This is a genomic window from Deltaproteobacteria bacterium, from assembly GCA_005879535.1.
Taxonomy (GTDB): domain Bacteria; phylum Myxococcota; class Myxococcia; order Myxococcales; family 40CM-4-68-19; genus 40CM-4-68-19.
Genome location: VBKI01000050.1, coordinates 50,380 through 72,433, shown reverse-complemented (window position 1 = coordinate 72,433; position 22,054 = coordinate 50,380). Strand labels below are relative to the sequence as shown.

Sequence of the window (22,054 nt, the reverse complement as noted above, 5' to 3'; positions counted from 1 at the left end):
GGCCCCGGAACGTTCACCACGGCGTGGTCCGGCGGGACCGCGCGGATCTTCTCGCCACCGCCTGGGCCTCCGCCCGACGGCGGCCCGCTCTTCGCCATCGCCGCCGCCGCGGTGCTGGTCGGGATCTCCGCCGTTCTCACCGCGGCCTGGCTGGCGCGCCCGCTTCGGGTGCTCTCCGCCGCCGCGCGGAACCTCGGCGGCGGCAAGCTGTCGACGCGCACCAACCTGCGCCGGAGCGACGAGCTGGGCGACGTCGCGCTGGCCTTCGACGAGATGGCGGGACGGATCGAGTCGCTGGTGCGCGGACAGCGGGAGCTCCTCGCGAACGTGTCGCACGAGCTGCGCACGCCGCTCGCGCGGATCCGCGTAGCGCTCGATCTCGCCGCCGAAGGGAGCGCCGAAGAAGCCGCGGCCCAGCTCTCGGGCATCGCTGGCGACCTGGCGGAGCTGGAGCGGCTCACCAGCGACATCCTGGCCAGCGCCCGCCTCGAGCTCTCCTCGGCGCAACCGCCTGTGCGCGTCGAACGGACCTCCGCCCGCGAGATGGTGGAAGACGCAGCGGCGCGGTTCCGCGCGCATCACCCCGCGCATCCGCTGCGCGTCGAGAACCGATGTGGCGACGCCCAGGTCGACGTCGATCGGATGATGCTGCGCCGCGCGCTCGACAACCTGCTCTCGAATGCGGGCAAGCACGGCGGGCCAGGCGAGGTGGCGTTGCTCGCCGACGCAGGCGACGGACGGTTGACGATCGAGGTGCGCGACCGCGGCGCGGGGATCGCGCCCGAGGACATGGAGCAGCTCTTCACGCCGTTCTTTCGCGCCGACCGGAGCCGCGCGAGGCAGACGGGTGGACTCGGACTTGGGCTCCTCCTGGCGCGCCGCATCGTCGAAGCGCACCGCGGCACGCTGGAGATCGAGAGCAATCCAGGCGACGGGACCGTGGCGCGCATCCGGGTGCCGCTCGCTTCATGAATGTACATCCGCCGATCATCGGCGGTGCACCGACCCGGTCGCGGGCCCGTCGTCCGCCGGATATGATCCCTGGGTGACGTCGCCCGACGCCGGCATCGTCGTCCTGTATGTGGAGGACGATCAGCGTCTGGCGCAGCTCACCGCGAAGTACCTCGAGTCGCACGGCCTGCGGGTGACCGTCGTCGCCAACGGCCTCGACGCGCTCGGCGAGGCGCTGCGCATCCGCCCCGACGTGGTGCTGCTCGATCTGATGCTGCCCGGCATCGACGGACTCGAGGTGTGCCGCCGCCTGCGCGCCCGGCTGGACACGCCCATCCTGATGGTCACCGCGCACGGGGAGGAACCCGACCGCGTCGTCGGGCTGGAAGGCGGCGCAGACGACTACATCGTCAAGCCGTTCTCCTCCCGCGAGCTCCTCGCCCGCATCCGGGCCCAGGCGCGCCGGGCGCGCGGGCGGGTCGGACCTTCGGGGCAAGCGGTCGTGGTCGGCGCGCTCCGGATCGAGCCGCAGGCGATGCAGGCCACGCTCCAGGGTCGTCCCATAGCGCTCACGAGCTATGAGTTCGCCTTGCTCAAATCGCTCGCGGAGCGCGCCGGTCACGTGCTCAGCCGCGAACAGTTGATCGATCTGGTCCGGGGCAGCGCCGAAGAGGCGTTCGACCGATCGATCGACGTCCACATCTCGCACCTCAGGCAGAAGCTCGGCGACGATCCCCGCAATCCGCGGTTGCTGAAGACCGTCCGGGGGGTCGGATACATGCTCGCTTCCGCTTCATCTTCCGAAACATCGCAGTAAAGGACCGGCAACACAGTGCTGACACACTCCGCCCATGAATGCCCGCCTGCTCGCTGTCGCCTTGGCCGCCGCATCGGGAGCACGCGCCGCCGTCGTGCTCCGCACGGATCCGGCAGACGCTTTCAAGCCCATCGTCGACAAGCTCCACGGCACCGTCATCGATGTCCGCGGGCGCACCCCGGTGACCGCCGACGGCGGACAGCAGGAGCTGGAGACGCTGACGCACGGCACGGGCGCGCTCCTCGGAAACGGGCTGGCCGTCACGACCCTGCATGCCGTCGCCCTTCCCTCCCCGGAAGGCAGGATGGTGCCACTGGCGCACGTCGAGGTGCTGGTGCCGGGCGAGGAAACGATGGAGGCGCAGGTGATCGCCGGAGTCGCCGACCTGGACCTCGCGATCCTCTCGCTGCCGGCGGCGGCCGCGGCGCTCGAGGCCGCGCCGCTTGCGCCAGACTTGCCGGCCTCGGGCGACCCGCTGATCGCCATGGCCGCCGACGACGAAGCGGTGATCGGCGTAGGTATCGAGGTCGCCGCCGTCGACGGCGACCTCATCCTGCTGCGCGGCCGGCGGATGCTCGACTCGCGGTTCTGGGGCGGCCCGCTGTTCGACGCACGCGGTCGCCTCGTCGGCGTCGCGCTCATGTCGCTCGGGCCGTCGAAGGCGATCGCCGCGCGCGCCATCCAGCGCCTGATCGATCAGCGGATGCGGGCGCAGATGAAGTGATGCTATCCGGCATTCACCTGTCCCACGCGGACGCCGAGCGGGATCGTTCCGGTGAATCCTGACGCCGTGTCGCCGCTCAGGCTCAAGAGCAGCACCGTCTGGTTTCCGTAGATGTTGTCCGCCGAGTTCCGCGTGTCGCGCGTCGACCGCCCGCTGTACGGCGAGACGTTCTTGTAGACGGTATCGGTGATCGTGTCGTCGAAGAAGACCTGCGTCGTTGCCTCGGTGGTGGTGTTGTTCGAGGCGTCGAACAGCCTGACCTTCACGTGGATGTGGACGGCGCGGCCGGAGTACCAGCCGGGATAGATGGTGGTGAAGCGCGCCACCCCGCTCGCGTCCGTGACCTGGTAGCCGCGCAGGAAGTTCTGTCCCGCGGTGCTTCCCTGCACGTCCGAATAGATGCCGCTCGCGTCGCAGTGCCAGATGTCTACCTGCGCGCCCTGCAACACGGCGTGCAGACGCCTGAGGCATACGCAGAGACAGCGAACTCGGGCGTCATCGGCAGCCCGGGGCGCGGATTCGGGCTCGCGATCCCGTTGGTATCGAAGCGGATGTCGGATCGGTTCAGCCGCTCGTCGACCCAGTACGGCCCCTTGGTGGTGGTGGGATCGAGAAGGCAGTCGGCGGTCGTCCCCCCGTCGGTCACCGTGGTGCCACCGTCCGAGGTGCCGCTGCTGTCCGTCCCGGTGCCGCCATCGCTGGCTCCGCCCGAGACGACGTCCGCGCTTCCGCACCGGGAAAGGATCACCGCGCCGAGCCCTGCTCCAAGGCCCGCCTTGAGAAAACTCCTCCTCGTTTCCATGCGTTTTTTCATCCGCCGAAGCTGCCTGGCTGCGGTGGCGCGCGTGTTGGCGCCGTGTTTCGTATTGTGTGCGCCGACAGGCGAGGGCTACAGTGCGTCCCCCGTGAACGCCGAGACCATCGCCGTCGTCGACGATACCGAGGGGACGCGCCTCGCCTTGCGCCGCACCCTCGAGCGCGCCGGATACGACGTCATCGAGGGCGCCTGCGGCGCCGACGCCCTGCGGATCGCGCGCGATCGGCCGCCTTCCCTGATGGTCCTCGACGTCCACATGCCGGATCTGATGGGGCCCGACGTGGTGAAACGGCTCAAGGCCGATCCCGTCACGCGGACGATCCCCATCCTCCACCTCTCGGCGAGCTTCACCGAGGATTCCGACCGCGCATTCGGCCTGGACAGCGGCGCGGACGCCTACCTGACGGAGCCGGTGGAGCCGGAGCTGCTGCTGGCGACCATCCATGCGCTGTTGCGATCGCGGGCGGCCGAGCGCGTGGCGGAGCGCGCCCTGCAGACCCGGGACGAGTTCCTCTCCATCACTTCGCACGACATCCGCGGCCTGCTCCAGGCGCTGCGGCTGACGCTGGACGTGCAACTGCTTCGCGCCCAGGACCGCAACTTCGAGCGCGAGGCGATGGTCCGCACCATCCGCCGCTCGGTTTCCGACGTCCAGCAGATGACGCGCCTGGTGGAGGACCTCCTCGATCGGTCGCAGCTCCAGGCGGGCAAGTTTCTCCTGCGCCTCGAGGATCTCGACCTCGCCGAGCTCGTCCGGGACATCGTCCATCGTGCGACGGACGAGGCCACCGCCGTCGGCAGTACCCTCGTTTTCGACGCGCCGCTGCCGCTACCCGGGAAATTCGACCCCGTGCGGATCACCCAGGTCGTCGCCAACCTTCTCTCGAATGCCATCAAATACGGAGCGGGCAAACCGGTCACCGTGTCGGTGCGCAAGAGCGACGGCACGGCGCGGATCTCCGTGACCGACGGCGGCCCCGGGATCACGGCGACCGAGCAGGAGCACGTCTTCGACCGCTTCGAGCGCGGCGCCGCCTCCGAGCGAGCGGGCAGCTACGGTCTGGGTCTCTGGATCGTGCGCGAGCTCGTCCGCCTGCACGGCGGCACGGTGACGGTCCATAGCAATCCGGGAGAAGGCGCGACGTTCACGGTGATCCTGCCTCTGTCGACCGTGCTACGAGCGCGCGAATGATCATCGACGGCAAGGCCATCGCCGCGAAGGTGCGCGCCGAGGTCGCGCAGGCGGTCAAGGAGATCGAGAAGCGCGCCGGCGTGACTCCGGGGCTGGCGCTGATCCGCGTCGGCAGCGATCCCGCGAGCGAGATCTACGTCCGGGGCAAGGCGAAAGCCTGCCAGGAGACCGGCATGGCGGGCTTCGAGCACATCCTTTCGGAGCAGACGTCCGAAGTGGAGTTGCTCGCGCTGGTCCGGGAGCTGAACGTCAATCCCCACGTCCACGGCGTGCTGGTGCAGCTCCCTCTGCCCAGGCACATTTCCGCCGACGAAGTGCTCGAGACGCTGGCTCCGCAGAAGGACGTCGACGGCTTCGGCCCGCACAGCGCCGGCGCCCTCTTCACCGGCCGTCCCGGCCTGCGGCCGTGCACGCCGCTGGGGATCCTCCGGCTGCTCGACGAGGCGCAAACGCCGTTGGCCGGCGCGCGCGCTCTGGTGGTGGGCCGCTCGAACATCGTCGGCAAGCCCGTGGCCATGCTGCTCCTCGAGCGGCACGCCACCGTCACCCTGGCGCACTCGCGCACGGCCGATCTGGCCGGTGAGGTCGGGGCCACCGACGTGCTCGTGGCCGCCGTGGGAAAACCGGCGATGATCCGCGGCGAGTGGGTGAAGCGCGGCGCGACGGTGATCGACGTCGGCATCAACCGGAATGCGGCGGGCAAGCTCGTCGGAGATGTCGAGTTCGCGCCGGCAGTGGAGCGCGCCCGCGCCATCACGCCGGTGCCCGGCGGGGTGGGACCGATGACCATCGCCTACCTTCTGTCGAACACCATCCAGGCGGCGAAGGCGCAGCTCAGCCTGACATAGGCGACTAGAACCTCTCCTCGAGGGCACCGAGCAACTGTTCCGCGTCGATGGGCTTCACCAGGTGCAGCGCGAAGCCGGCGGCGTCGCTCCGCGTCCGATCGCCGTCCTGCCCATACCCGCTGAGCGCGACGAGGATCGGGGCCTCGCCGCCTGCCTGCGCGCGCAGCCGTGAAGCGAGCTCGTACCCGTCCATCGCAGGAAGCCCGATGTCGAGCACGGCGATGTCGGGGCGGAACCTGGGCGCCGCGGCAAGCGCCGCTGGCCCGTCGCCTGCGGTCAGCACGTTGTGGCCGGCGGCCCGCAGCAGCTCGGCGAGCATCTCCAGAGCGTCCTCGTTGTCGTCGACGAGGAGGATGCGCCGGCCGCGCGACGTCCGGCGGACGGAGCTGCGGCGATGCCCGGCGGACGCGGCGGGCTCCACCCTTTCCGGAGCCGGCAGGCGGACGGTGAATACGCTCCCCTTGCCGGAGCCCGAGCTCTGCGCGCTCACGCTGCCGCCATGGAGCTGGACCAGGCTGCGCACCAGGGCGAGCCCGATGCCGAGTCCACCGTCGCCCCGATCCACGGGCTGGCGGCCCTGCACGAAGAGGTCGAAGACGCGCGGCAACAGGTCCGAATCAATGCCGTTTCCGTCGTCGCGCACCTCGATGACGACCTCGCCCAGCTCATTGCGCGCGTGCAGCGAGACGTTTCCTTCCGGAGGCGTGTACTTCGCCGCGTTGGTGAGCAGGTTGGCGATCACCTGCGAGAGCCGCGCTTCGTCCGCGTCGAGCAAAAGGACGCCGCGCGCCGGCGCGTGGACCTCGAAGTGGTGCCGACGGATCTCCAACATCGGGCTGGCGATCTCCGCCGCCTTGGCCAGCACGTCGCGCAGGTCGATGCGCTGCCGCCGCAGCTCCAGGACGCCACGGGTGACTCGCGAGACGTCGAGGAGATCGTCCACGAGGCGGGTGAGGTGCTTTGTCTGCCGCTCGATCACTTCCTGCTCGCGCGTGACCTGACCGTCGCCGCGCAGCTTCATCAACTCGAGGGCGGTGAGGATGGGCGACAGCGGATTGCGCAGCTCGTGCCCGAGCATGGCGAGGAACTCGTCCTTGGCGCGGCTCGCGGCCTCGGCCTGTTCCCTGGAGCAGCGCAGCGCCTCTTCCAGCTCCTTGCGGTGCAGGAGCTCCGTCTCCAGCGCGAGCGCCCGCTGCTGCAGGACCGAGATCTGCCGCAGCCGCGCGTTGTCGTCGCCGGTGCCGAGGTACGCTTCCGAAGGCCGCACCTGATCGTGCACGTCGCAGACGTGCCGGAAGTCCCCGGAGTGGGACTCCTTGTAGAAGTTGCCCATCACGTATGCGCAGAGCAGCGAGAACGGATAGCGGGTGCGCAGACGCTCCCAGAGGTCCTCCAACGCGATCGCCTGCTTCTGCCGCCCGGAGCGCCAGAGCAGATCCACCATCTCGCCGTAGGCGCGGGCGCGCGACGCGGTCGAGACGCCGATCGCCCTGGTCATCGCGCCGCCCACCGTCTCCAGGAACAAGTCCCAGTCCGGGGTGTCGCCGATCATCAAACGGCCCAGGGTTTCACGGGCGTCGAGGACGGTGAGCTGGCCATCCGCGCGGGCGCGCTCCACGTCGAAGCCCTTCCGCGTCAACCCCGCGAGAATCGACGCTGCGTGCTCGGGCGTGGCCACGATCACAACGGCCTCGCCGGCGACGACGCCCTGGGCGAGGAAGCGTGAGACTGCTTCGGCCAGGAACTGGTCCGTCTCGTAGAACTGGACGACGTGCTCGGCGGCCGGCGCCTCGAGAAGCGCGCCGTCCGCGGCGGCCAGGATCGCGCGGTGTTGCTCGAGATTGCTCATCGTCACTCCTGCCGCCCCGCCGGCGTTCCCAAATCTTATGAAAGAGCGGATCGCATGCCAGTCGAATCGCACAAGAATTCGCTTTCTGTTCAACACTCGCAACCCGCAAGCGGGCGAATCCGCGACGACCGGCCGTCCGCCGGGTCAAACGGCGGGCGCGGGCAGCTTTCCGCCGACGAGGAACCATGCCCGCTCGTAAGCGTGAGTTTGCTGGAGACCCACGAGTTGTTGCGTACGAAATTCCACGCGCTCGCGCGAGGCCGTGCACGCCCACCGTTCCTCGTCGAGCGGGCGCGGAGGCCGGAAGACGTTCTCGAAGACCGCGAGGTTCAAGTGACGCCCGCGCGCCCGCGCCGAGACGTAGAGGCAAGCGTCGACGCCCGATGCGCGCATCTCCGCGCCGAGCCTCTGTGAATCGACGTAGGAGACCGGGGAGGAGATGCGCTCCTCGAACTCGCGGAACGGCCCCCGCGACAGATCGATCCCTCGCTGGGCGGCGATGCGGAACGAGAACGCCGTCAGCTCGACCTGCACCGGTGCGAGCGCCGCCGAGCTGCCTTCGAGGAAGACCATCCTGTAGTAGGCGACCTCGGCGAAGGCGGCGGGCAATTCGCGCGCGGCATAGAGAATCCCCCGCTCGAGCCGCGTCCCGAAGCGCGACCCGTTGCGCAGGGGCGGATGGCGAAAGGGCGTGTAGAGCAGGTAGTGAAGGCCTTCGAACCCCGCAGGCACCGGCAGCTTGGCGCGCGCGTCGAGCAGCTCCTCGAGCACCCGCTGCTCCTCGTCCGAGTCCACCAGCTTGCGCGTCGAGTTCCGGAACTGTGCCTCGACCACGCGGCGGAAACGGCCGCTGAGGCGGCGCGCTTCAGAGGGTCCCGCGCATCGCGTCCAGATACTCGGCGACATGGACGAGCCCCTGCGTCGCGGTCAAGAGACGGATCGGCGCGGCGCCCAGGTGCCGGTTGCTGGCGCGCAGCCACGAGCGCGCCTTCTCGCGGTCGCCGCCGACCAACGTGTCGAGGCTGCGGAAGACCCTCACCAGCAAGAGGGCGTGGCGGCCTTCGGCGGAGTCAGGGGCCAGCTCGCGCCCGCCGGCAAACGTCCGCGAGACGGTGGCGGGGCTGCTGCCGACGATGCCGGCGATTTCGGCCTGCGAGAGCGCCAGGGCCTGCGCGACGCGTACCAGCCCCTTGGCCAGCACGGCCCCTCGTTGCAGCTCCTTGCGCAGGCTCGCGCGCATCCGGTCCCTTCCTTTCAAATGAAAGATAACGCGCGTTCGTTTCAGTTGCAAACCACCGCCCTCGCAGCGAAAGTGCGGCTTTACGGCTGCACCGAGGATTGGATTACGCCTAGCCTTCTCGCCAGGGTTCCTGCGCGCGCAGCGCGGCAAGGATGGCGCGCGTCGCGGTGCTGCGGTTCAGCGTGTAGAAATGGACCCCCGGCGCGCCGGACCTGAGCAGATCCGCGCTCTGCAGCGCGGCGTAGGCGACCCCGAGCTGCAGGGCTGCGTCCGGATCGTCGCGCCGCGCCCGCAGCGCAGCGGAGAGACCGGCCGGAATGTGCGCGCCGCAGAGGGCGGTGAACCGCTCGATCTGGTCGACGTTGGTGACCGGCATGAGGCCGGGGAGGATCGGCACGTCGATCCCCGCGGCGCGCGCGCGCCCGACGAACTCGAAGTAACGGCGGTTGTCGAAGAAGAGTTGCGTGATGAGGAAGTCCGCGCCCGCTTCGACCTTCAGCTTGCAGTGGCGCAGGTCCTGCGACAGGTCCCGCATCTCGGGATGACCCTCCGGGTAGCAAGCGCCTCCGATGCAGAGATCGACGCCGCGCGCATTCGCCACCTCCCGCGCGAGCTTCACCAGGTCGTTCGAGTGGGCGAGCCCTTCGGGATGGACGATGAACTCGCGCTGGCCCCGCGGGGGATCGCCGCGCAAGGCGAGCACGTTGGTGATGCCGGCATCGCAGATCACCGCGAGCTGCTCCTCCAGCTCCTTGCGCGAGGCGCCCACGCAGGTGAGGTGCGCCATCGCCTCGATCTCGGTCTCGCGCTTGATGCGCGTGACCATCTCCAGCGTCCGGCCCCGTGAGGACCCGCCCGCCCCCCAGGTGACGCTGACGAACGAAGGCGCGAGGGGACGCAGCGCGCGCAGCGTTTCGAACAGCCCGGACACCCCTGCGTCGTTCTTCGGCGGGAAGAACTCGAAGGAGAAGACCGGCTCGCCCCGCTCCGCCGCGAAGCGGAGCATGTCGGTGATCTTCATCGGCTCCGATTCTCCGCCGCCGACGCGCTGTCGTCGAGCGGGCCGCGCCGGCGGCGCTTGTGCGAGCGCCGCCGCGAGCCGCGGGAGTCGTCCGCATCCTGCCCGGACGTGGCCGCGGAAACGGCGACCTGCGGCGAAAGCGGCACGCTGCACGGCGTCGCACAGTCCGACAGCGTGAAGGCGTCGATGACCTTCCCGGCGATGTCCTTGACGGTGCCGCGGGTGTGGCAACCACACACCTCGAGGCTGGCATACGACAGCGCCGTAGCGGTCTTCTGTACCCCGGGGGACCTCGCGTCGGGTTCCTCCATCGGCGCCCCACCGCCTCCGACGACGAAGTAGCGCAGTCCGTCGACCTCGCCGCGCTCGTAGAACCCTTCGTGACCGGCGAAGACAGCCTGTATACGATGCACCTTCTGCGCGCCGGCGATGACCGCGCGGACCTCGTCGCTGCCGCCGTGCTCAGGCCGCGACTCCGCCGGATGCGCGAAGGGACCCTGGTGCACGAGCACCCAGACGTGCCGATCGGGAGGGATGCGGCGCAAATCTTCGTCGAACCAGGCCTTCTGCGCATCCGAGATGCCGCCCCAATGCGGCGTCCCGCCGGCCTGCATCTCGAAGGCGTTGAGCACGACCACGTGCACGGGACCGTAATCGAGCGACGCGTAGGCGGGGAATTCACGGCGCTGGAAGAAACGCGCGTAGGCGGCGCCGGTGTCCGTGATCTCGTGGTTGCCGAGAGTGGCAACGATGGGGGCGTGCGCCAACAGATCATGCTCCTCCTGGAACCAGACCCGCCACAGCGATTCCTCGCGCGCGTTCGCCACCATGTCGCCGGTGTGAAGCGCAAGCTGTGGCCGCTCGGCGGCCGCCGCTCTCGCCAGGAGCGCGTGATCCCCGTCGTTGCTCCGGTTGTTGCCGTAGACGAGCACGTGGACGGGGCCTTCCGCCCCCGCTGCCGGCGCGCTGGTGAACCAGGCGGTTTCGTATCCCCCCTCGACGCGATAGCGGTATTGCGTCGAGGGCTGCAGCGAGGCCAGCACCACGCGGTGATCGGTGACCGGCGGACCCTCCTCGGTCGCCAGCCGATCCGGCTCCGGCGTGCCGTACCAGACTCGGCCGACGGAGGGCTCCAGCGTCGTCCACGCTACCGTCATTTTTCCGGGCTGCGGCTCGAGCAGCCATGGACCGATGGCCATCGCCGGCGGGCCTGGTGGCGGGACGATGGCCGCCGGCTCGAAGCCGGGCAACAGGCGCAGCTTGTCGCACCCTGCGAGAACGAGCAGTACCAGCAGCGCCCCGCTGCGGCCTTTCAGAGGCATGACGCGACCTTACAGCGACACCCGGGGGCCGGCCACTTCCGTTTTTCGCGTTTTTCGCGGCGCGCGCTGCCCTCTGCTACCGTGGAGAGATGAGATTCTCTCTTTCCGCCGCCCTGCTCGTCTGCACCGCTTCCGCAGTCGCTGCCGCAGAGGAATCGGCCGCGTCCGCCACGATGTCCGTGAAGGACGTCTCCGGCAATGCCCACCTCGCCGCCGCCATGCGCCTGTACCAGAAGCTCGACCTGGACGCAGCGCTCGCCGAGCTCCAGCTCGCGGATGAGAGCGCGAAGGACAGCGAGGACGACAGGGTGCAGGTCCTCATCTACCGCGGCCTGATCTTCTCGGAGACCGGCAAGCTGAGCGGAGCCTCCGACCAGTTCAAGCGGGCGCTGGCCATCCGCCCCTGGGCGGAGGTACCGGAGGGCACTTCGCCGCGGATCGCGAAGAACTTCAGCGATGCCCGCAAGTCGCTGTGGGGCATGGCGAGCGTGAAGCCGCCACAGAAGAGGGTTGCGGCGCCGGCGCCGCAGCCCCCGGCCAGCAGCCTCGCGCCGGACGCGCAGCCGGGTTCGGACAAGAAGTAGTCGGCGGATGTCGGACCCCTCGGGTAAGAGGGGAGGATGCACAGGCAGCTCAGCTTCGCCGAGGCCCGCCGGCGCGGGCCGAGGATTGCGGTCCTGCCCGACGCGGCGCGCGTCGAGGAGCGGCTGGGGCGCCTCGCGCGCGAGCGCGGTTTCGTTCCCGGCAGGGTCGCGTACAGCCTTGCCGAGCTCGGACGCGAGCTGATCCGCGAAGCGCAACGCGCGGGAGCCTGCCCCGAGGTTGCCTCGCCGTTCGCGCTCGAGCTCGCGCTGCGGCAGGCGGCCCGCGAGCACTCGCCGGGACCGTACTTCGGCATCCGTAACCATGCCGGATATGCCCGCGCCCTCGGCGACCTGCTGGCCGCCTTGACGGAGGGGTTGCTCGAGCCGGTCGAGCTCGCCGCGCTCGACGTTCCCGAGCGGCCGGTCGCCCTGGGGCGCACGCTGATCGCCGCGCGGGCGGCGCTCGATCGGGCCGCGCTCGTGGATCCGCACCAGGCGCTGCGGCTGGCGGTCGAGCATCTCGAGCGCGGCGGCCCGCTGCCCTCCGAGCTGGCCCGGGCGGCGGAGGTCGAGTTCGAGGGTGTCCTCGACTGGACGCCACTCCGGCTGCGCCTCGCTACCGCCCTTGCGGCGCGGCTGCGCGTCCGGATTCGCTTGCCCTGGTCGGCGGGGCGGCCCGAGCTGACGGAGTCGCTCGATCCGGTACTGCGGGCCATCGAGAAGCTCCCGGAGCCTGCCCCGGAGCTGGCGCTGTTCGACCCTGCCGAAGGCTCGCCGCTTTTGCCTTTTCTCCGCCGCCTGTTCGCGCCGGAAGGTCCACCGGCAGCCGCGCCCGTCGCTCTGCTCGAATGCGCCTCGCCCCCGGCGCAGGCGCGGGAGATCGCCCGGAGCTGCGCGGCGCTGATCCGCCGGGGAGCGGCGCCGGATGGCATCGGGATCGCCGCCCGGAGCCTGGGAAACGGGGTCGCCGAGGAGATCGGCGCCGCGCTGCATCGGCTCGGCGTTCCCTTCCGCGAGCGGCGTGGCCGGCCGGCGGTGCAGGCCTCGCCGGTGCGACTTGCGCTGTCGATCCTGGAGCTGGTCGACCAGGACTTTCCCCGCGAGCCCCTCATCGACCTGCTCTGTTCGCGTCTGCTCTGGCTCGCGGAGGACAGCGACCGGCTTCCGCCGCAGGCGCTGGCGCGGGTCCTGCGGCAGTCGCACGTCCGGGACGACGCGACGGCGGGCGGATACGCGGCGGCGCTTGCGGCGCTTTCAGCCCGGTTGCTGCGCCAGGAACGCGACGCGGAACCCGTCGCCGAAACGTCGCGGCGCGTGCAGCGGATCGTCAACGAGCTCCGGAGGCTGCCTGCGCAAGCGTCTCTCCGGGAGCATGGCGCCGCACTGCTCGGCCTGCTCGCGCACTGGGGATTGTGGCGGCGGCTGCGCGCGCCCGAGCCCGTTGAAGCCGGACACGCCCTGCAGCGTGCCGCCGCGGCGGCCCTGGCGCGCGACCAGGCGGCCGCGCGCGCATTGGAACAGGCTTGCGCCGGACTTGCGCGCGCCGCGGCGCGTCTCGGCGAGGTGAGACTTTCCCGGGCGGAGTTCGCGCAACTTCTCTCCCAAGCGCTGTCGGACGCGTCGCTGCCCGGCTCCGGCGCCCGCGGAGCCGCGGTACAGCTCCTCGAGCTGCGCGAGCTGCCGGGGAGGACCTTTCAGCATCTGTTCGTCGCCGGCCTCGTCGACGGCGAGCTGCCGGCGCGGCCGCCGGTGGATGCTCTCCTGTCCGACGACGAGCGGCGCGCCATCAACCGCGGCGCCCGCAGGCCGGTGTTCCGGGTCCCGGCCGATTCCGCGGAGGCAGCCCTTCTTCCGCCGCGTCAGGCCGAAGAGCCGCTCCTCTTCCACCTCGCGCTCTGCTCCGCGCAAAGCTCCGTCTCATTGCTCTGGCCGCGCGCGGATTCACAGGGGCGGGATCTCCTGGCCTCGCCCTTCGCCGAGGAAGCGATCCGTGCCCTCGGCCAAAAGCCGGAGGCGCTGCCGCTGCTCGCCATTCCCGCGCCTTTCGCGTGCGCCGACGCGTCCGAGCTGCTGACCCGCGCAGCGCTCGATGCATTCGCCGATCCGGCGTACCGGATCACTCCGCCGGCCGACGCGGTCGCAGCGCGCGGTCTCGCGGCAGCCGTCGCAGCTTCTCCGCTTGCGGTTCGCTTCCACCGCATCGCCCGGGCCGCCGCGGCGGAGCGCGAGCGCGTCCGGGCGTTCGTCGGCGAAATTCCCCCGGGGCGCTTCTCAGGCCAGCTCTCGGGAGCAGCGCTTGATCATGCGCGGGCGGCGTTCGCGTTCGGGGAAGAAGCTCCGCTCTCCGCGCATCAGCTCGAGGACCACGCGACCTGCGCGTTCCGGACCCTCGGCAAACGACTGCTGCACATCGAGGTCGACGACCGCGACGATGCCGAGCTCGGCGCCCGCGAACGCGGCACGCTGCTCCATCGCTGCCTGGAGAAGTTCTTCCGCCGCATGCGCGACGAGGCGCGGCTGCCGTTGCGCGGCACGGCCGAGGAGATCGCCCTGCTGCGCGAGATCGCGGGGGCGGAGATGGACGCGTTCGCCGAGGAGCAGCACGTCGGTCATCGCGCGCTGTGGGAATTGAAGCGGATCGAGCTGCTGGAGCGGCTCGTGGCAGTCGTGGAGTCGGAGCGCGAGGCCACTCCCCTGGAGCTGGAGCGTTCGTTCGGATTCGACGATGAAGACTCCTGGCCCGCGCTGCGGATCGGCGACGTGCACGTGCGCGGCATCGTGGACCGGATCGATCGGCTCCCGGACGGAACCCTGCTGGTGCTCGACTACAAGTCAGGTCGGCTCACGACGCTCTCGCCGCGGGTGAAAGCGGAGGCTTTGCTCGCTCCCGAATTCCAGCTCGTGCTGTACGCCGAGATGGTGCGGCAGCGATACCCGTCGGCCCGCGTCGATGCGGCCTACGTCTCGCTGCGCGACGCGAGGCGTACGGCCACGCTGCGCGACAACGGCATCGATCCCGCCGCCCTTCCGCTGGCGGCGGCGGTCCAGGATCGGGTGTCGAGGATGCGCTCCGGGTATTTCGCGGTCCGTCCTCTGAGCTGCGACTACTGCGACTTGAAGCCCGTCTGCCGGCTGGTGGCGCTGCCCACCGACCCCGAGGAAAACGGCGGCGAGGTGCCCCGTGCCTGATCTTTTGGCCGCGCGCGGCAGCGCCGTGATCCAGGCGGGAGCGGGCACCGGGAAGACGCACCGGCTGGTCGCCATCTGCATCGACCTTCTCGGGGGCGCGAACCCGCTGCCGCCGGCGAAGCTGTGGGCGGTCACGTTCACGGAGAAAGCGGCGGCGGAGCTGAAGGGACGGATCCGGGCTCGGGTGGACGAGCTGGCCGCGCAGGGCCCGTCGTGGATGCGCGTCCGCCGTGATCTCGGGCTGGCGCAGATCGGGACCATCCACGCGCTCTGCGGGCAGATTCTGAGACGCCACGCCGCGGCGGCGGGAATCGATCCCGGATTCGCCCTCCTGGCGGAGGACGAGGCGCGCACGATGCTGCGCGAGGCGTGTGAGACCACCGCGTTGCGGGCGCTGGAAGGCGCGCTTGGAGACGCGCTGCGCGATTCGGCGCGGCGTCTGTGCGCGGAGATGGGTCTGGGCACGCAGGGGAAGTTCGCCCTCGGGCTCGCCGATGAGCTGGCCGGGCTGATGCAGAAGCTCGCGGAGACCGGAACGCCGGCGGCGTCGCTGCTCGCCGATCCACAGGCGGCTTTCGACGAGGACGCGCGCGCGCGGCGCCAGTTCGATCGTACCCTGGCGGAGCTGCGCGGCGCGCTGCAGGCTGCGGGGAAGGAAGCACCTCCGGCACCGGGGCCGGCGCTGGAAGCGTACGCTCCGGGTCAGCTTGCGCAGGCGTGGCGAGAGGTGCGGCGAGCCTCGCCTTGGACGTTGCGCGCCCAGGGGCTGGAGAAGGATCTCATCGTCGCGGCGCGCGACGCCTTCGCAGGGGTACTCAACGCCGACGCGGGCGTGCGCGGCGCCGCGCTCGCCCGCGATCTGGCGGCCCTCGCCGAATACGCCTCGCAACGGCACCGGGAATCGAAGAGCCGCCGCGGCGCGCTCGACTTCGACGATCTCACCCGGCTGTGCCGCAATCTGTTGACCGACGACGCGGCCGCGTGCGCGGCGGAGCGCGAGCGGGTCGGTGCCCTGCTCGTCGACGAGTTCCAGGACACGAGCGGCGCGCAGATCGCGATCTTCGAGAAGCTCGCGGGCGACCGGCCGGTGATCGTCGTCGGCGACCGCAAACAGTCGATCTACGACTTCCGCGGAGCCGACGTCGCCGGAGCGCAGGCCTATGCCGGCCGGTTGCTCGCGCGGGGCGCGGACCGGTTCGTGCTGCGGGAATCCCGGCGTTCCCGGCCCGCGCTGGTGAAGCTCGCCAATCTCATCTTCGGGCGCGCGCTCGCGGCGTCCGGAGCGCCGTTCGACACGCCGTTCTCGCCGGACGACGCGCTGACGGCGATCCGCGAGGCCGGATCGCCGGACCCCTGCGCGGAACTGCTCGACGTGCCTGGCGCCGGAGTCGAGGCGGAGGCGGAAATGGTTGCCGCCCGCATCGCCGCGCTTCTTTCTCCGGGCGCTCCGGAGCGCGTGTACGACCACGACGGCCGGGCGCGGCCGGTGCGCGGCGGCGACGTCGCCGTGCTCCTGCGCCGGTTCACGAATCTGGAAACGTTCCGGCGGGCGCTGTTGCGCAGGCGGGTGCCGCATCTGGTCTACAGGGGGCGGGGCTTCCATCTCGCGCGCGAGGTGATGGATCTGGTCGCCCTGCTCAGCGCATCCGCCGACCCGGATGACCATCTGTCGCTCGCTTCCGTGCTGCGCGCTCCTTTCGGACCGCTCTCGGACGATGCGCTGGTGCTGCTCGCGCGGAGGCGCTGGTCGCTGGACGACGCCTCGGACCTCGAGCCCGACGACGCCGAGGCGATGGCGCGCGTGCGAACGCTGCTGCGCGGGCTGCGGCACGAGGCCGACCGGCTCGGGCCGGCCAGCCTGCTCGAGGCAGCCGTCGCCGCCACCGACTACGTCGCCGCCTGTGCTGGCGGGCTCCATGGCGAACAAGCCGCCGCGAACGTCGACAAGTTGTTCGCGCTCGCGCGCGAGGCGGAGGTCCGGGGCGTGAGCGTCCGCGCGTTCGCCGCCGGCCTGCGCCGCCTCGCCGACGACGAGACGCGAGAGGCGGAGGGGGCGGTGGTGGAGGAGCGCGATCCGCACGCGGTCCGGCTCCTCACCGTCCACGCAGCGAAAGGTCTCGAGTTCCCGGTGGTGTTCGTTCCGGAGTGCGCGGCGGCCTCGTTCAATCCGGGCGCCGAGCGGGTGCTCGTCGACCGCGAGCTCGGGCTCGCGGTCAAGGCGCGCGGAGCCGATGGCAAGCGGCGCTGGGGCAGAAGCGGGGAGGCGCTCGACCAGAAGCGCAAGGCGCGGGAGCTGGCCCAGTCGCGGCGCCTTTTCTACGTCGCCGTCACGCGCGCACGCGATCTGCTGGTCCTGTCGGGGCGGGCAGCGCGGAAGGAGGAATCCTGGCGCTCCTGGGTGGATCAGGTCGCGGACGAAGCGGCCGGCCGCGGGCTGTTGCGCGTCGTCCGGGACGTCGGGGCGGCGCAGCCGCTTTCGGCGGCAGGGCCAGCGGTCGAACCCACCGAGCTCGGCAAGCTCGCGCCCGCGCAGCACGCCGACGTCGATCGCGTCCAGGCCGCCGTTCCAGCGGCGCAGGTGACGATCTCGGCGCCGGTGACGCAGCTCGCCGATGCACAGGCCTGTGCCCGGCGGTACCAGCTGCTCCACGAGCTGCGGCTCGAAGAGCGGCCCGAGGCGGAACATCCGCTGGCCGATCCGCTCGGCGACGACGCCAGTCCCCCGGCTGCGCTGGGAACGCTGGCGCACCGGCTGCTCGAGCTGATCCCGCTGAACGTAGACCCCAAAACGCGGCGCGCGGAGCTCGAGGCCGTGCTTCGGCTCGAAGGGGAGGATCCCACGGCGCATGCGGAGGTCCTGGACGCCGCTTGCGCGTTCCTGGACTCGCCGCTGGCGCGCCGCATGGCCGCCGCGCCCGCGAACCGGCTCTACCGCGAGCTCCGGTTCGTGCTGCGCCTCGAGCGCGCCGGAGCCCCGGAGCTGCTGCTGCGCGGGCAGATCGACGCCCTGCTCGTCGACGAGGACGTCACGGTGGTCGACTACAAGCTCTCGCAGGCGCGCGACACTGCCCGGTATGCCGCCCAGCTCGATGCGTATGCGCTGGCCGCGCGCGAGCTCGTGGCGGAAGTGCCGCTGCCGGTGCGGACGGGCATCGTCTTCTTGCGCTCGAAGGCCGCTCCGTTCGTCGAGCGTGCTCCGGCGCCACCCGACGAAACGCGCGCGAGGTTGCTCGACGCGGCGCAAGCCATCGCCGATGGACGCCGCACCGGCGTGTGGCCGCTGGTGGAGCCGGCGCGCTGCCGGGAGATCGGCTGCGGGTTCTTCCGGCGGTGCTACCCGGAATGAGAAGCTTCAGGGCAGCTCGACGGCCTTGATCTTGCCGTTCTCCACCACGTAGCGGACGAACCCGATGTCCCACGGATCCGGGCGCTCCGGGCCGCGGCCCGTGATGATCTCGTGGTCGAGCACCACCTTCTCGCCTTCGGTCTTGCGCTCGGCGAGTCGCGCCCGGCAATTCGGGTATTTCGCAAACATCTTGCCGTACACGTCGCGCAGCTCCTGCTTGCCCTGCACGAACGGCTTCTTTTCAGGGCCCCTCGTGATGAGCACGTCGTCCGCGTACGTCGCTGCAAAGGCGTCGAGATTCTGTGCGTTGAAAGCCTCGAGTTGCCGCTGCACCACGTCCACCGAAGCTGGCCGGGATGTGGCGCATGCGAGCACCGTGCACGCCCAATACGCAGCATGATCGCCTCCAACGTCAGCCGGTTGCTTGCTGGCGCCGGCGATTCTAGCCCTTCCGCAGAATCGCCAGCCAGGCGGCGATCACAATCATCACCAGGACGATGGCGGCGACCAGCAGCGCGCGTGGATCCGGCCCCAGCTTGCGCAGCAGTGCCTCGGCCTCCGCCCGCTCCGACTCCGGGCCGGAGCGGGCGGCCTCGTTCGCCAGTTGCCGCGCCCGGCGGATGTCCCCCGCTTCCAGCGCCCAGCGCGCCTTGGCGAGCGGCGTCTGCGGCTGCGGCGGCGAAGCCGCAACGCGGGGCTGCTTGCCTTTCATTGCCATTCGGGGCGCGCACCTTACACCATCGCTGATAGAAGGAAAGCGGATGGCTGGGACCTCCGAGCTGATCGAATTTCGCCGCGCCTTCGTCTGGCTGCTCTGCGGCATGCTGCTCCCCAGCGTCGCGCTGGTGGCCTTCGGCGTGGTGGCGGTGGCGAACGAGCGAGCGGCCGTCGAGCGCCGGCTGGCGGAGGAGTACGACGCGCGGCTTCGCGCGCTCGGTCTGGAGCTTCTCGCGCGCCTGGACAAGTCCGCGGAGACGATCGCTGCCACCGGCAGGGATCCGCTGGTCTACTCGGTGCGGCCGCTCGATTCGCCCCCTGCCGAGCTCGCCGATGCGGCGCGGCGCGCGGCGACGCTCCCCATCGGCGGCCACGTCTTCGCGAACACGGAGATCGAAGGCGAGCGGCGCGCGGTCGCGTTGGTTCGGGCGGTGCAACCGAAGGGCGAACGGACGTTGCTTGCCCAGTTCGACATTCCGGCCCTGGCGGAAGAGGTGCACCGGCTCGCGGAGGCGCGGTTTCCCCGCGAGCGGGCTTTGTTCCGGCTGGTACCGCCGCGCGAGCCGGTGGCCGCGCTCGCGGCCCTGCGGCGGATCGTGGCGGAGGCGGGACAGACTTCCACCGTGGTTGCCCGCACCTCGCTCGGACCTCCCCTGGAAGGATTCGTCCTCGCGGCCGAGCTGCCGGGCGATCCGGCCGCGCCGCTCGCGTTCCGGAACCGGACGCTCTACATCGCGCTCCTCGTCCTGCTGTACGTCGGAATCGGCGTGGGATTCGGGCTCACCATCCGCGAGATGCGCCGCGCCTACAAGCTCTCGCGCATGAAGACGGACTTCGTCGCCAACATCTCCCATGAGCTGCGCACGCCGCTCACCAGCGTTCGTCTCTTTGCCGAGACCCTGCGCGAAGGGCGGGCGGAGGGACCGGAGGAGGTCCGCGAGTGCGTGACGATGCTCTCGCGGGAGGCGGACCGCCTCTCGCGCATGGTCGGAAAGCTTCTCGACTGGTCGCGGCTGGAATCGGGCGGGGCGGCGCTCGACCTCGAGCGCACCGACGTCGCGGCGCTGCTCGACCGCATCGGGCAGGCCTACCGTGCCCAGCAGCTGCCGGCCACCTACCAGACCGAGCTCGACCCGCAGCTTCCGGCGGTGAACGTCGACCGCGACGCGATGGCGCAGGTGGTCCTCAACCTGCTCCACAACGCGGTGAAGTACACTGGCGATCAGAAGCGCATCCGCGTGCGCGCCCGCCGCGCGGGGCGCAACGTCGCCATCGAAGTGGAGGACAACGGACCTGGCGTGCGACCTCACGACCGCAAGCGTATCTTCGAGCGGTTCTATCGCGCCGACGATCTGCTCTCGCGGCGCACGGAGGGCACCGGCCTGGGGCTGGCCATCGCCAAGAAGATCGTCGAGCTGCACGGCGGCCACATCGAGTTGGACAGCAGGGTCGGAGAGGGGAGCACCTTCCGCGTCGTCCTCCCCGCCGCATAGGGCCCCGGCATGCCCTGCCTCCTGATCATCGAAGACGACCGCGCCATCGCGCTGGGCCTGCGCCTGAACCTGCGCAAGGACGGCCACGAGGTGCGCATCGCCGAGGACGGCGAGACCGGCCTGCGCATGGCGCTGGAGTCGGACGTCGACCTGATCGTGCTCGACGTGATGCTCCCCGGGCTCAACGGGTTCGAGGTGCTCAAGGAGCTGCGCAGGCGTGGATCGACCGCCTCGATCCTGATGCTCACCGCCAAGGGAATGGAGAGCGACAAGATCCTCGGGCTCAAGCTCGGCGCCGACGACTATCTGAGCAAGCCGTTCGGCCTCGGGGAGCTCCTGGCGCGGGTGGAAGCGCTCCTGCGGCGCAGGCCCGCTGCGCCCGAGAAGAACGCGGTCATCCGGTTCGGGCAGGTGGAGGTCGACCTCGACCGCCAGATCGTCGCCCGCGAGGGGACCCAGCTGGACGTCAGCCCGCAGGAGTTCAAGGTGCTGCGGCTCTTCCTCACCTCGAACGGCCGCGCCCTCAGCCGCGACGACATCCTTGCGCGCTGCTGGGGGGCGGAGTACGAGGGCACGCCGCGAACGGTCGACAACTTCGTCCGCTCGCTGCGCGTCAAGCTGGAGGTGAACGCGGAGGAGCCGCGCCATTTCCTCACCGTGCGCGGGCACGGATACCGGTTCGAGAGGTGAGCCATTGAAGTTTCTTCAGACCGAGCTGCCCGGCGTCGTGATCGTGGAGCCCGACGTGTTCCGCGACGCGCGCGGCTTCTTCCTCGAAACCTTCCGCGCCGACCGCTACCGCGAAGGCGGCATCCCCTTCTCCTTCGTCCAGGACAATCATTCGCGCTCGGTGCGAAGGACGCTTCGCGGCCTGCATGCGCAGCGCACCCGCCCGCAAGGGAAGCTGGTGCGGGTGGTGCGGGGCGAGATCTTCGACGTCGCCGTCGACATCCGCCTGCGCTCTTCGACGTTCGGCAAGTGGGTGGGCAGCCGCCTCAGCGAGGAGAACTTCCGCCAGATCTTCGTCCCGCCGGGGTTCGCCCACGGGTTCTGCGCGCTCAGCGACGTGGCCGAGGTCGAGTACAAGTGCACCGACTACTACGACCGCGCCGACGAGATCGGCGCACGCTGGGACAGCGCGGGGATCGACTGGCCGATCGACGACCCGCTGCTGTCGCCGAAGGACGCTGCCCTCCCCACCCTCTCCGAGCTGCGCACGATGCTGGAGAGTTGATGCCGCAGGGGCGGCCCGATCGGCAGCGCGCGCGAGAGGTGCAGAGCGGGGCGACGCGCGCGGCGGTGCTCGGGGTCAGCGACGGACTGGTCACCAACGTCTCGCTGATCCTCGGCGTCGCGGGCGCGGAGGCGAGCGGCCATTTCGTGCTGCTCGCCGGGCTGGCCTCGTTGGTCGCGGGCGCGGCCTCGATGGCGGTCGGCGAGTACGTCTCCATGTCGGCGCAGGTGGAGCTCCTGCAGCGCCTGCTGGCCGACTACCGCGAGCATCTCAAGCGCGCTCCCGAGCGGGCCCGGCAGGAGCTGGAGGAGTTCATCCAGCGCGGTGGCGTCGCGCAGGCGACGGCGCACAACGCCTCCCAGCAGATCGCGATGATCCCGGATCGCGCGCTGGCGGTGTATGCGCGGTCGCTCGGACTGGATCCAGACGAGCTGGGCTCGCCGTGGAAGGCAGCGTCGAGCTCGCTGCTCACCTTCGCCGGCGGTGCGCTGGTGCCTCTCGTCCCCTGGTTCTTCCGTAGCGGCACCGAGGCGGCTTTGGCCTCGATCGTACTCGGCGGCGTCGCGGCGGTGGCGGTGGGGGCCGTGCTCGGCTACCTGGGCGGCCGGAACGTCCTCTGGAGCGCGGCGCGGCAGGTACTGGTGTTGGCCGTCGCCGCCGCAGCCACCTGGGGCGCGGGGAAGCTGTTCAACGTCACCGTGACCTGAACG

The 22,054-nt window shown here is 70.7% G+C and carries 20 protein-coding genes; 12 read left to right on the top strand and 8 right to left on the bottom strand.

Translation table 11 applies throughout. The features are described 5' to 3' along the window. The first annotated feature begins 111 nt into the window (after positions 1-111). The 3 genes from E6J58_06245 to E6J58_06235 all read left to right on the top strand — a co-directional run bounded on the left by E6J58_06245 (position 112) and on the right by E6J58_06235 (position 2,492). Positions 112-972: a HAMP domain-containing histidine kinase gene (locus E6J58_06245; GenBank protein ID TMB40125.1), complete on the top strand. Its 861-nt coding sequence runs from the start codon at positions 112-114 to the stop codon at positions 970-972. A gap of 73 nt (positions 973-1,045) precedes the next feature. After that, entirely contained in the window at positions 1,046-1,768 is a 723-nt protein-coding gene (locus tag E6J58_06240; GenBank protein ID TMB40124.1) for a response regulator transcription factor, read from the top strand. A 34-nt stretch (positions 1,769-1,802) separates the two neighbouring features. Further along, positions 1,803-2,492 (top strand): trypsin-like peptidase domain-containing protein, encoded by a 690-nt coding sequence (locus E6J58_06235; GenBank protein TMB40123.1) that lies wholly within the window; start codon positions 1,803-1,805, stop codon positions 2,490-2,492. A 2-nt stretch (positions 2,493-2,494) separates the two neighbouring features. Here the strand turns inward: E6J58_06235 and E6J58_06230 are convergent, their stop codons facing one another. After that, positions 2,495-3,532 (bottom strand): hypothetical protein, encoded by a 1,038-nt coding sequence (locus E6J58_06230; GenBank protein TMB40145.1) that lies wholly within the window; start codon positions 3,530-3,532, stop codon positions 2,495-2,497. Here E6J58_06230 and E6J58_06225 point away from each other — a divergent pair. Together E6J58_06225 and E6J58_06220 are read left to right on the top strand one after the other, a co-directional pair. Beyond that, the gene (locus E6J58_06225) at positions 2,909-4,501 is read left to right on the top strand and encodes a response regulator (protein ID TMB40122.1); all 1,593 of its coding nucleotides are present in this window, start codon (positions 2,909-2,911) and stop codon (positions 4,499-4,501) included. The two genes, E6J58_06230 and E6J58_06225, sit on opposite strands and share 624 nt — an antisense overlap. Then, a complete protein-coding gene (locus E6J58_06220) occupies positions 4,498-5,349 on the top strand; it encodes a bifunctional 5,10-methylenetetrahydrofolate dehydrogenase/5,10-methenyltetrahydrofolate cyclohydrolase (protein ID TMB40121.1) in 852 nt (283 codons plus the stop codon). Before E6J58_06225 ends, E6J58_06220 begins: the two co-directional genes overlap by 4 nt. 4 nt (positions 5,350-5,353) lie before the next feature. Here E6J58_06220 and E6J58_06215 read toward each other — a convergent pair whose 3' ends face one another. The 5 genes from E6J58_06215 to E6J58_06195 form a co-directional block, all read right to left on the bottom strand. Next, positions 5,354-7,198, bottom strand: a complete 1,845-nt coding sequence (locus E6J58_06215) for a response regulator (protein ID TMB40120.1) — start codon at positions 7,196-7,198, stop codon at positions 5,354-5,356. A 144-nt stretch (positions 7,199-7,342) separates the two neighbouring features. Then, on the bottom strand, positions 7,343-8,104 hold the full coding sequence (locus tag E6J58_06210; protein ID TMB40119.1) for an RES domain-containing protein: 762 nt from the start codon (positions 8,102-8,104) through the stop codon (positions 7,343-7,345). Beyond that, on the bottom strand, positions 8,064-8,438 hold the full coding sequence (locus E6J58_06205; GenBank protein ID TMB40118.1) for a DUF2384 domain-containing protein: 375 nt from the start codon (positions 8,436-8,438) through the stop codon (positions 8,064-8,066). The genes E6J58_06210 and E6J58_06205 overlap by 41 nt, the downstream gene beginning before the upstream one ends. Positions 8,439-8,547: 109 nt before the next feature. Further along, positions 8,548-9,459 (bottom strand): methylenetetrahydrofolate reductase [NAD(P)H], encoded by a 912-nt coding sequence (gene metF, locus E6J58_06200; protein ID TMB40117.1) that lies wholly within the window; start codon positions 9,457-9,459, stop codon positions 8,548-8,550. Continuing rightward, positions 9,456-10,781 (bottom strand): metallophosphoesterase family protein, encoded by a 1,326-nt coding sequence (locus E6J58_06195; protein TMB40116.1) that lies wholly within the window; start codon positions 10,779-10,781, stop codon positions 9,456-9,458. The genes metF and E6J58_06195 overlap by 4 nt, the downstream gene beginning before the upstream one ends. Before the next feature lie 89 nt (positions 10,782-10,870). Between E6J58_06195 and E6J58_06190 the strand changes: the two genes are divergently transcribed. From E6J58_06190 to E6J58_06180, 3 genes are read left to right on the top strand one after another with little or no spacing between them, the layout of a single operon-like run. Then, positions 10,871-11,365 carry a hypothetical protein gene (locus E6J58_06190; GenBank protein ID TMB40115.1) on the top strand — a complete coding sequence of 165 codons (495 nt, stop codon included), beginning with the start codon at positions 10,871-10,873 and terminating at the stop codon, positions 11,363-11,365. Between the two features lie 36 nt (positions 11,366-11,401). Beyond that, the gene (locus tag E6J58_06185) at positions 11,402-14,554 is read left to right on the top strand and encodes a hypothetical protein (protein TMB40114.1); all 3,153 of its coding nucleotides are present in this window, start codon (positions 11,402-11,404) and stop codon (positions 14,552-14,554) included. Next, positions 14,547-17,900, top strand: a complete 3,354-nt coding sequence (locus tag E6J58_06180; GenBank protein ID TMB40113.1) for a hypothetical protein — start codon at positions 14,547-14,549, stop codon at positions 17,898-17,900. Before E6J58_06185 ends, E6J58_06180 begins: the two co-directional genes overlap by 8 nt. A gap of 6 nt (positions 17,901-17,906) precedes the next feature. Here the strand turns inward: E6J58_06180 and E6J58_06175 are convergent, their stop codons facing one another. Continuing rightward, the gene (locus tag E6J58_06175) at positions 17,907-18,341 is read right to left on the bottom strand and encodes a steroid delta-isomerase (protein ID TMB40112.1); all 435 of its coding nucleotides are present in this window, start codon (positions 18,339-18,341) and stop codon (positions 17,907-17,909) included. Between the two features lies 1 nt (position 18,342). Beyond that, entirely contained in the window at positions 18,343-18,618 is a 276-nt protein-coding gene (locus tag E6J58_06170; GenBank protein TMB40111.1) for a hypothetical protein, read from the bottom strand. A gap of 43 nt (positions 18,619-18,661) precedes the next feature. Here E6J58_06170 and E6J58_06165 point away from each other — a divergent pair, with 43 nt between their 5' ends. Genes E6J58_06165 through E6J58_06150 form a run of 4 tightly spaced genes read left to right on the top strand, consistent with a single transcriptional unit; the run spans position 18,662 to position 22,051 of the window. Further along, positions 18,662-20,110 carry a two-component sensor histidine kinase gene (locus tag E6J58_06165; GenBank protein ID TMB40110.1) on the top strand — a complete coding sequence of 483 codons (1,449 nt, stop codon included), beginning with the start codon at positions 18,662-18,664 and terminating at the stop codon, positions 20,108-20,110. Positions 20,111-20,119: 9 nt separating this feature from the next. Then, positions 20,120-20,800, top strand: coding sequence for a response regulator transcription factor (locus E6J58_06160; GenBank protein TMB40109.1), 681 nt, complete (start codon positions 20,120-20,122; stop codon positions 20,798-20,800). 4 nt (positions 20,801-20,804) lie between these two features. Further along, positions 20,805-21,344: a dTDP-4-dehydrorhamnose 3,5-epimerase gene (gene rfbC, locus E6J58_06155; protein ID TMB40108.1), complete on the top strand. Its 540-nt coding sequence runs from the start codon at positions 20,805-20,807 to the stop codon at positions 21,342-21,344. Continuing rightward, positions 21,344-22,051, top strand: a complete 708-nt coding sequence (locus E6J58_06150) for a hypothetical protein (GenBank protein ID TMB40107.1) — start codon at positions 21,344-21,346, stop codon at positions 22,049-22,051. Before rfbC ends, E6J58_06150 begins: the two co-directional genes overlap by 1 nt. Positions 22,052-22,054 lie beyond the last annotated feature (3 nt).

Bases quoted from the DNA above. Each gene is read 5' to 3' on its own strand.
- E6J58_06235 (TMB40123.1), top strand. From the start codon at position 1,803: ATGAATGCCCGCCTGCTCGCTGTCGCCTTGGCCGCCGCATCGGGAGCA.
- E6J58_06220 (TMB40121.1), top strand. From the start codon at position 4,498: ATGATCATCGACGGCAAGGCCATCGCCGCGAAGGTGCGCGCCGAGGTC.
- E6J58_06215 (TMB40120.1), bottom strand. From the start codon at position 7,198: ATGAGCAATCTCGAGCAACACCGCGCGATCCTGGCCGCCGCGGACGGC.
- E6J58_06210 (TMB40119.1), bottom strand. From the start codon at position 8,104: ATGTCGCCGAGTATCTGGACGCGATGCGCGGGACCCTCTGAAGCGCGC.
- E6J58_06205 (TMB40118.1), bottom strand. From the start codon at position 8,438: ATGCGCGCGAGCCTGCGCAAGGAGCTGCAACGAGGGGCCGTGCTGGCC.
- metF (TMB40117.1), bottom strand. From the start codon at position 9,459: ATGAAGATCACCGACATGCTCCGCTTCGCGGCGGAGCGGGGCGAGCCG.
- E6J58_06195 (TMB40116.1), bottom strand. From the start codon at position 10,781: ATGCCTCTGAAAGGCCGCAGCGGGGCGCTGCTGGTACTGCTCGTTCTC.
- E6J58_06190 (TMB40115.1), top strand. From the start codon at position 10,871: ATGAGATTCTCTCTTTCCGCCGCCCTGCTCGTCTGCACCGCTTCCGCA.
- E6J58_06185 (TMB40114.1), top strand. From the start codon at position 11,402: ATGCACAGGCAGCTCAGCTTCGCCGAGGCCCGCCGGCGCGGGCCGAGG.
- E6J58_06170 (TMB40111.1), bottom strand. From the start codon at position 18,618: ATGGCAATGAAAGGCAAGCAGCCCCGCGTTGCGGCTTCGCCGCCGCAG.
- E6J58_06165 (TMB40110.1), top strand. From the start codon at position 18,662: ATGGCTGGGACCTCCGAGCTGATCGAATTTCGCCGCGCCTTCGTCTGG.
- E6J58_06160 (TMB40109.1), top strand. From the start codon at position 20,120: ATGCCCTGCCTCCTGATCATCGAAGACGACCGCGCCATCGCGCTGGGC.
- E6J58_06150 (TMB40107.1), top strand. From the start codon at position 21,344: ATGCCGCAGGGGCGGCCCGATCGGCAGCGCGCGCGAGAGGTGCAGAGC.